General features: G+C 68.6%; 7 protein-coding genes and 1 pseudogene. All 8 read left to right on the forward strand.

The features are described from left to right. Positions 1-335, forward strand: a pseudogene (locus AC6H42_RS14625) (TonB-dependent receptor); the annotation flags it as partial. Then, positions 336-2,708 carry a beta-galactosidase gene (locus tag AC6H42_RS14630; RefSeq protein WP_057158684.1) on the forward strand — a complete coding sequence of 791 codons (2,373 nt, stop codon included), beginning with the start codon at positions 336-338 and terminating at the stop codon, positions 2,706-2,708. Between the two features lie 142 nt (positions 2,709-2,850). Continuing rightward, complete coding sequence (dgoD, locus tag AC6H42_RS14635; protein ID WP_057158735.1) at positions 2,851-3,999, forward strand: galactonate dehydratase; 1,149 nt, start codon at positions 2,851-2,853, stop codon at positions 3,997-3,999. Next, entirely contained in the window at positions 3,993-4,997 is a 1,005-nt protein-coding gene (locus AC6H42_RS14640) for a 2-dehydro-3-deoxygalactonokinase (RefSeq protein ID WP_057158682.1), read from the forward strand. Before dgoD ends, AC6H42_RS14640 begins: the two co-directional genes overlap by 7 nt. Then, on the forward strand, positions 4,994-5,632 hold the full coding sequence (locus tag AC6H42_RS14645; RefSeq protein WP_057158680.1) for a 2-dehydro-3-deoxy-6-phosphogalactonate aldolase: 639 nt from the start codon (positions 4,994-4,996) through the stop codon (positions 5,630-5,632). Before AC6H42_RS14640 ends, AC6H42_RS14645 begins: the two co-directional genes overlap by 4 nt. Next, positions 5,632-6,558 (forward strand): SMP-30/gluconolactonase/LRE family protein, encoded by a 927-nt coding sequence (locus AC6H42_RS14650; RefSeq protein WP_497548360.1) that lies wholly within the window; start codon positions 5,632-5,634, stop codon positions 6,556-6,558. Before AC6H42_RS14645 ends, AC6H42_RS14650 begins: the two co-directional genes overlap by 1 nt. 38 nt (positions 6,559-6,596) lie before the next feature. Continuing rightward, positions 6,597-7,586, forward strand: a complete 990-nt coding sequence (locus AC6H42_RS14655) for an arabinose ABC transporter substrate-binding protein (RefSeq protein ID WP_057158677.1) — start codon at positions 6,597-6,599, stop codon at positions 7,584-7,586. Between the two features lies 1 nt (position 7,587). Further along, on the forward strand, positions 7,588-8,676 hold a 1,089-nt coding region (locus AC6H42_RS14660), incomplete at its 3' end, for an ATP-binding cassette domain-containing protein (protein WP_497548361.1).

Below are 8,676 nucleotides of genomic sequence, written 5' to 3' on the forward strand. Positions count from 1 at the left end.
CGTCCGCTTGCGGCTACCCCGGCCTGTCGCCGCAGTCGTACAACGGCTCGATCTTCTATGAGAACAGCAAGTTCTCGGCCCGCGTGAGCTACAACTGGCGCAACCACTTCTCGGTGGACTGCGGCGGTGGCAGCACCATGCCGCGCAACCGCGCCGCTTACGGCCAGACCGACGCCAGCCTGCGCTACAACATCACGCCCAAGATGTCGCTGTATGCAGACGCCATCAACCTGGGCAACTCGCGCATGCACGAGTACGCGCTGAACGAGTCCCAGTTCCTGACACTGGAAGACGTGGGCCGCCGGGTCAACGTCGGCCTGAGGATGGCGTTCTAAATGGCGCGCGCGAACCTGCCCCGCCGCCGCCTGCTGCAAGGCGCCGCCGCCGCCGCCGGCGGCGCGCTGCTGCCCATGCGCGCTCTCGCCCAGGGCGCCGCGTCGCCGCGCTTTGCCATCGGCGCCAGCGACTTTCTGCTCGATGGCAAGCCGCTGCAGATCCGCTGCGGCGAAATGCACTTCGCGCGCGTGCCGCGCGAATACTGGCAGCACCGCCTGCAAGCGATCAAGGCCATGGGCCTGAATACCGTGTGCGCCTACCTGTTCTGGAACTACCACGAATGGCGTGAGGGGAAATACGACTGGAGCGGCCAGCGCGATGCGGCCGAGTTCTGCCGCCTGGCTCAAAAAGAGGGACTGTGGGTGATCCTGCGCCCCGGCCCATACGCTTGCGCCGAATGGGAAATGGGCGGCCTGCCGTGGTGGCTGCTCAAGAAGCATCCGGGCGATGCCTATCTGCGCACCCGCGACCCGGCCTTTGTCGATCCGGCGCGGCGCTACCTGCGCGAAGTGGGCCGCGTGCTGGCGCCGATGCAGGCGACGCAGGGCGGTCCCATCCTGATGGTGCAGGTTGAGAACGAGTACGGTTTCTTCGGCGAAGACCTGGAGTACATGCGCGTGATGCGCCAGGCGCTGCTCGATGCCGGGTTCGATGTGCCGCTGTTCCAGTGCAATCCCACCAACGCGGTGGTCAAGACACATATCCCCGAGCTGTTCTCGGTGGCCAATTTCGGCAGCGATCCCGCCGCCGGCTTCAAGGAGCTGGCCAAGGTGCAGCGCGGACCGCTGATGTGCGGCGAATATTACTCGGGCTGGTTCGACACCTGGGGCAACCCGCACCGCCGGGGCGACAATGCGAAGGCCGTCATCGATATCCAGGCCATGCTGGAGGCGAACGGTTCGTTCAGCCTGTACATGGCCCATGGCGGCACCACCTTCGGCCTGTGGGGCGGTTGCGACCGTCCGTTCAGGCCCGACACCACCAGCTACGACTACGACGCGCCGATCAGCGAGGCCGGATGGGTGGGCGCCAAGTTCAAGGCCTACCGCGAAGGCATGCGCCCGTTCCTGGCGCCGGGCGAAGTGCTGCCGGAGCCGCCGGCCCGCAATCCCGTCATGGCGATAGGCCCATTCGCACTGAAGGAGTCGGCGGCGGTGTTTGCCAACCTGCCTGCGCGCGCGATCAAGGCGGTTTCGCCGGAACCGATGGAACAGTACGACATCAGCCGCGGGCTGGTGGCCTACCGCGTGCAGCTGCCTGCAGGACCGGCGGGCCTGCTTGCCGCGGCCAAGGTGCGCGACCTGGCATGGGTGTACATCGACGGCAAACAGCTTGGCACGATGGATACGCGCCACCGGCGTTTCTCGGTGGCCGTTCCGGCGCGCAGCAAGCCCGTGACGGTGGAGATCCTGCTGTACACCATCGCGCGGGTCAACTTCGGCCTGGAGGTCCACGACCGCAAGGGCCTGCACGGTCCGGTGACGTTCACCGTCAAGGGCGGCGCCGCGCAGGCGCTGGAGAACTGGGAAATCCGCGCCATCGACTTCGACGCCGATGGCACGCTGCCGCCGCTGGCGTTCAAGGCCGGGCGCGCGCAGGGGCCGGCATTCTGGCGCGGCGGCTTTGACGCCGCCCGGCAGGCCGACACCTTCCTCGACATGTCCAGCTGGGGCCAGGGCATAGTCTGGATCAACGGCCGCTGCCTGGGACGCTACTGGAGCATAGGCCCGACCCAGACCATGTACCTGCCCGGTCCGTGGATCCGCAAGGGCCGCAACGACGTGGTGGTGCTGGACCTGACCGGCCCGCGCAGCGCGCGCATGGCCGGCCTCACCGAGCCTATCCTGGACCAGCTCAATCCCGAGCTGGACCTGGCGCGCCCGCCCAGCACCGTCAGGCCGGCGCTGGCGGATGTGGTCCCGGCCGGTGCCGGCGAATTCGCGGCCGGCGGCGCCACCCAGGATGTGCTGTTTGCCGCGCCGGTGGCGGGGCGCCAGTTCTGCCTCGAATCGCTGGATGCCTTTGACGGCAAGCAGTACGCGGCGGCGGCGGAGATTTCATTGCTGGGCAAGGACGGCAAGACGCTCAACCAGCAATCCTGGACCATCGCCTACGTCAGCAGCGAGGAGCTGAAGAAGGAGGACGGTTCGGCCCTCAACGCCATCAACGGGCAGGCCTCGGACCACTGGCATACCGCATATGCCGGCGCGGCGGCGGCCGGCGCCGCGCATCCGCACCGGCTGATCATCGACCTTGGCCAGCGGGTGGCGGTGGCCGGCATGCGCTATACGCCGCGCCAGGGCCCCGATACGGTCACCGGCCGCATCAAGCAATACCGCGTGTACGTCGCAGACAAACTGGTCAGCGAGTAGCGCGCCGGCGCCGGGGGATGGCGGCCATCCTCCGGCGCTCCACATATGCCAAATCGGCATACGTTCGCGCAAACATTACATATTTACGCGCTAGCTATGCGCGCTAGACTGGCGTCAAACCATCACCCCTTCTTTGACCGCCATGAAAATTACCAAGCTGACTACCTACCGTATTCCACCGCGCTGGATGCTGCTCAAGATCGAGACCGACGAAGGCATCGTGGGCTGGGGCGAACCCGTCATTGAAGGCAAGGCCCGCACCGTCGAGACGGCGGTGCAGGAGTATGCGCAATACCTGATCGGCCAGGATCCGCGCCGTATCAACGATTTGTGGCAGGTGATGTACCGGGGCGGTTTCTACCGCGGCGGCGCCATCCTGATGAGCGCCATGGCCGGCATCGACCAGGCGCTGTGGGACATCAAGGGCAAGGCCCTGGGCGTGCCGGTGTATGAACTGCTGGGCGGCCTGGTGCGCGACCGCATGAAAACCTATAGCTGGGTAGGCGGCGACCGTCCGTCCGACGTGATCGAAGGCATCCGCGCGCTGCGCAAAGCCGGCTTCGACACTTTCAAGATGAATGGCACCGAGGAGTTCGGCATCATCGACAGCGCCGCCGCCGTCGACGCGGCAGTGGGCCGCATTGCCGAGATTCGCGGCGCCTTCGGCAACGAGATCGAGTTCGGCATCGACTTCCACGGCCGCGTGGCCGCGCCGATGGCCAAGGTGCTGCTGCGCGCGCTGGAGCCTTACCGCCCGCTGTTCGTCGAAGAGCCGGTACTGGCCGAGCAGGCCGAGTACTATCCGCGCCTGGCCGAGTCGACCTCGATTCCGCTGGCGGCCGGCGAGCGCATGTACTCGCGCTTCGAATTCAAGAACGTGTTCCACGCCGGCGGCTTGTCCATCGTGCAGCCGGACCTGTCGCACGCCGGCGGCATCACCGAATGCGTGAAGATCGCCGCCATGGCCGAGGCCTACGACATCGCGCTGGCGCCGCACTGCCCGCTGGGCCCCGTCGCGCTGGCCGCGTGCCTGCAGGTGGACTTCGTGTCGCACAACGCCGTGCTGCAGGAGCAGAGCATGGGCATCCACTACAACAAGGGCGGCGAAGTGCTGGACTATGTGCTCAACAAGGAGGACTTCCACCTCGAAAAAGGCTACATCAAGCCGCTGCCCAAGCCGGGCCTGGGCGTTGAAGTGGACGAGCAGCGCGTGATCGAAGCCAGCAAGAACGCCCCCGACTGGGCCAATCCGCTGTGGCGCCACTTCGACGGGAGCGTGGCGGAATGGTAAGCGCGGCCACGCCGGGGAACGCCGATGGCAACGCGGCCGCATTGGCGGCGGCGCGCCTGATCGGCATCGACTGGGGCAGCACCGGCTTGCGCGCCTTCCTGGTCGGCGCCGACGGGCTGGCGCTGGTGGAACGCGCCACGGCGCAGGGCGCGGCCACCTTGTCCGGCGCGGCGGCTTATGCGGCGGTGCTGGACCAAGCGGCGGGCGACTGGATGCGTGCCCGTCCCGACCTTCCGGTGCTGGCCTGCGGCATGGTCGGCAGCCAGTACGGCTGGGTGGACGTGCCTTACGCCGCCTGCCCGGCGGACGCGCAGGCGCTGGCGTCCGGCATGCGCCGCACGCCGGACGGCGCGGCCCTGATCATTCCCGGCCTGCTGAAGGAGGGCGGCGGCTTGCCGCCGGACCTGATGCGCGGCGAGGAAACCCAGATCGTCGGCGCGCTGCAGCGGCGTGCCGAACTGCGGGAACAGGCTTGCATCGTGCTGCCCGGTACCCATTCGAAATGGGCACAAGTGCGCGGCGGCCGCGTGGAACGCTTCGCCACCCACATGACGGGCGAGCTGTACGCGGTGCTGCGCCAGCATTCGGTGCTGGGCCGGCTGATGCCGGAAGCGAAAGACGCCGGCTCCTTTGACGAAGAGGCCTATTGCGAAGGCGTGGAAATGGCGCGCGACGCCGGCCACCTCGGCATGAGCCACCAGATCTTCTCCGCCCGCAGTCTGGGCGTCACCGGGCGCATGCCCACCTCGGCGCTGGCCGATTACCTGTCCGGCCTGCTGATCGGCCACGAGCTGCGCGCCGGCCTCGACTGGCGCGCCGAGGCAAAACTCGACCACGCCCCGCTGGCGCTGGTCGGCAGCCCGGCGCTGTGCGCGCGCTACCAGCTGGCGCTTCAGCGCTACAGCGGCGTGCCGGCCCTGGTCTTGGACAACACCGCGCCTGCGGGCCTGTTAAGCCTGGCGCAAGCCGCCGGCGTCGTTAAGGAGAATGCAGCATGACCCCATCTTCGACCCCATCCTTATTCGCCAGCGCGTTCGATGCGCTGCCCCTGGTCGCCATCCTGCGGGGCCTGCGACCGCAGGAAGCCGAAGAAGTCGGCGCGGCGCTCTACGAAGCGGGCTTCCGCATGATAGAAGTGCCGCTCAATTCGCCGCAGCCGCTCGAATCCATCGAACTGCTGTCGCGCAGCCTGCCGGCCGACGCGCTGCTGGGCGCCGGCACCGTGCTGAGCGTGCAGGCGGTGCAGGAGGTGAAAAATGCCGGCGGCCAGTTGATCGTGATGCCGCACGCAGACACCGAGGTGATCCGCGCCGCCAAGGCGGCCGGCATGTTCTGCGTGCCCGGCGCCGCCACGCCGACCGAAGCTTTCGCCGCCGTGCACGCGGGCGCGGACGCGGTCAAGCTGTTCCCGGCCGAACTGATCACCCCCACCCTGGTGCGCGCCATGCGCGCCGTGCTGCCGCCCACGCTGCGCCTGCTGCCGGTTGGCGGCATCACGCCGGAAGGCATGGCGCCGTACCGCGCCGCCGGCGTGGCGGGCTTCGGCCTGGGCGGTGCGCTGTACCAGCCTGGCCTGAGCGCGGCGGAAGTCGGCGAACGTGCCCGCGCCTTTGTGCGCGCATGGCGTAGCTGATGGACGCCGCCGCGCGCCAGCACGTGGCCGCCGGTGTGGCGAAGGCGGTAGCGCCTGACGCCCACGTGGCGGCCCTGCGCTGGCACGCGGACCGCTGGTGGTGGACCGATCCGGACAGCGCCGCGCTGTACTTGTGGAACGCCGCTGGCGCCCATGCCGGAACCAAAACCGCCGCGCCCTTGCGCAGCCGGCTGCCCGATTCCGTCACCGCCTTTGCATTCTGCCGGTCCGGCCGCGTGCTGCTGGCGCAGGCCAAGTGGCTCTGCTTCGCCGATCTGGCCGTGCCGCCGCTGGAAGGGCTGGGGCGGCGTCCGCCGCAGCCTGCCGTGGCGGTGGACCCGGCCGAGCCGCGCACCGCCATCAGCGACGGCAGCACGGACCGCGCCGGCAATTTCGTATTCGGCACCGCGGCCGCCCCCAGCCGGACCATGGGCGGCACCGCCATCGGCAGTTTTTACCAGTACTCCTCGCAGCACGGCCTGCGCCGCCTGGCGCTGCCCACGGTGGCCGCCGCGCACAGCATCTGTTTCAGCCCGGACGGGCGCATCATGTACTTCAGCGACGCGTCCACGCGCCGCATCCAGCAGTGCGACTACGACGCCGGCGCCGCGCGCGTGGCCAATGTGCGCCTGTTCGCCGAACTGGCCGATGGCGAGCCGCTCGGCGCCACCATCGACAGCGCCGGCTGCGTGTGGAGCGCGCAGGCTGCCGGCAGCGCCGCCGGCGCCGGCCGCCTGGTGCAGTACGCGCCGGACGGCAGCGCGCTGCGCAGCACAGCGCTAGCCTCATCGCACCCCATCCGTCCCGCCTTCGGCGGCCCCGAATTGAACCAGCTGCTGGTGGGCGCTACCGGCGGCATGCATGTGATTGACGGCGGGGGCGCGCGCGGCCTGCCCGATGCCTTGTTCGACGATATAAAAACATAATCAAAAAACATCACCAACCGGACCAACTGGAGACACGCATGAAGATCAAACTACTCGCAGCAGCCCTGACAGCAACGCTGGCCGCCGCCGCCTTCACTGCGCACACCGCGCAGGCGGCCGACCCGGTCAAGATCGGTTTCCTGGTCAAGCAGGCCGAGGAGCCGTGGTTCCAGGATGAATGGCGCTTCGCCGAGCAGGCAGCCAAGGAAAAAGGCTTCACGCTGGTGAAGATCGGCGTGCCGAATGGTGAAAAAATGATGGCCGCGATCGACAACCTGGCCGCGCAAAAAGCGCAAGGCTTCATCATCTGCGCGCCGGACGTGAAACTGGGCGCGGCGGTCGAACGCCAGGCCAGGCGCCAGAACCTGAAAGTGATGTCGGTGGACGACCGCCTGGTGGACGGCGCCGGCAAGCCTATCGCCAGCATTCCGCACATGGGTATTTCGGGATACGAGATCGGCCGCCAGGTCGGCCAGGGCCTGGCCGAGGAAATGAAGGCGCGCGGCTGGAAGCCGGAGGAAGTGGGCGCGCTGCGCATCGCCTACGACCAGCTGCCGACGGCCAAGGAGCGCACCCAGGGCGCGGTGGACGCGCTGAAGGAAGCCGGCTTCCCGGCGGCGAACATCGTCGATGCGCCGCAAAGCCGTACCGACACCGAAAGCGCGTTCAACGCGGCCAACATCGCGCTCACCAAGCAGGCCCGCTTCAAGCGCTGGGTGGCCTTCGGCCTGAACGACGAAGCGGTGCTGGGCGCGGTGCGCGCCGCCGAAGGACGCGGCCTGCGCGCCGATTCCATGATCGGCATCGGCATCGGCGGCAGCAAGACCGCGCTGAACGAGTTCGCCAAGCCGGCTGCCACCGGCTTCTACGGCACCGTGCAGATCAGCCCCAAGCGGCACGGCTACGAAACGTCGCTGCTGATGCACCAGTGGATCACCGCCAACCAGCCGCCGGCAGCGGTGACGCTGACCAAAGGCACGCTGATGACGCGCAAAAATCAGGCCGAGCTGGTGAAAGCCGGAGGCTGAAGTGTCGGCCTACCTGCAATTTGAAGACGTCAGCAAAGTCTTCCCCGGCGTGAAGGCACTGAACGGCGTGAGCTTCGAAGCCCGGGCCGGCACCGTGCATGGCCTGCTGGGCGAGAACGGCGCCGGTAAATCGACGCTGCTGAAAATCCTCGGCGGCCAGTACAAGCCGGACGGCGGCCGCCTGCTGGTGGCCGGCAAGGAGCGCCACTTCACCTCGGCGGCGGACGCGATCGCCGCCGGCGTGGCCGTGATCCACCAGGAGCTGCAGTACGTGCCCGAGCTGACGGTGGCCGAGAACGTGCTGCTGGGCCGCCTGCCCACGCGTTTTGGCCTGGTGGACCACAAGGCCGCGCAGCGGCTGGTGACCAGCCGCCTGGCCGAACTGGGCGTGGACCTGGACCCGGCCGCGCGCCTGGCCGACCTGTCCATCGCGCAGCGCCAGATGGTGGAGATCTGCAAGGCCCTGATGCAGGACGCGCAAGTGATCGCCTTCGACGAGCCGACCAGCAGCCTGTCGCACCGCGAAAGCGAAGTGCTGTTCCGGCTGGTGCGCGAACTGCGCGAGGCCGGCCGCACCATCATCTACATTTCGCACCGCCTGGAAGAGCTGTACGCGCTGTGCGACACCTGCACCATCTTCCGCGACGGCCGCAAGATCGTCACCCACCCGGTGATGGCCGACGTGCCGCGCGAACGCCTGATCGCCGACATGGTGGGCCGCCAGGTGAACGACATCTACGACTACCGCATCCGCCCGGCGCACGGCGAGCGCCTGTCGGTGCGCGGCCTGGACGGCGCGGCGCTGGACGGCCCGGCCAGCTTCAGCGTGCGCGGCGGCGAAGTGCTGGGCTTCTTCGGCCTGGTGGGCGCCGGCCGCAGCGAATTGATGCGCCTGCTGTACGGCGCCGACCGCCGCAGCGCCGGCCAGGTGCTGCTGGACGGGAAAGCCGTTCCCGCCGGCGGCCCGTCGGCCGCCATCGCGGCCGGCATCGTGCTGTGCCCGGAGGACCGCAAGGAACAGGGCATCCTGGCGCGCGCCTCGGTGGCCGAGAACATCAACATCAGCTGCCGCCGCAACAACCTGCTGGGC

Source organism: Massilia sp. NBRC 108631 (assembly GCF_059704565.1).

Coding starts and splice junctions, on each gene's coding strand:
- AC6H42_RS14645 (WP_057158680.1), top strand. CDS start 4,994: ATGACCCCATCTTCGACCCCATCCTTATTCGCCAGCGCGTTCGATGCG.
- dgoD (WP_057158735.1), top strand. CDS start 2,851: ATGAAAATTACCAAGCTGACTACCTACCGTATTCCACCGCGCTGGATG.
- AC6H42_RS14650 (WP_497548360.1), top strand. CDS start 5,632: ATGGACGCCGCCGCGCGCCAGCACGTGGCCGCCGGTGTGGCGAAGGCG.
- AC6H42_RS14640 (WP_057158682.1), top strand. CDS start 3,993: ATGGTAAGCGCGGCCACGCCGGGGAACGCCGATGGCAACGCGGCCGCA.
- AC6H42_RS14655 (WP_057158677.1), top strand. CDS start 6,597: ATGAAGATCAAACTACTCGCAGCAGCCCTGACAGCAACGCTGGCCGCC.
- AC6H42_RS14630 (WP_057158684.1), top strand. CDS start 336: ATGGCGCGCGCGAACCTGCCCCGCCGCCGCCTGCTGCAAGGCGCCGCC.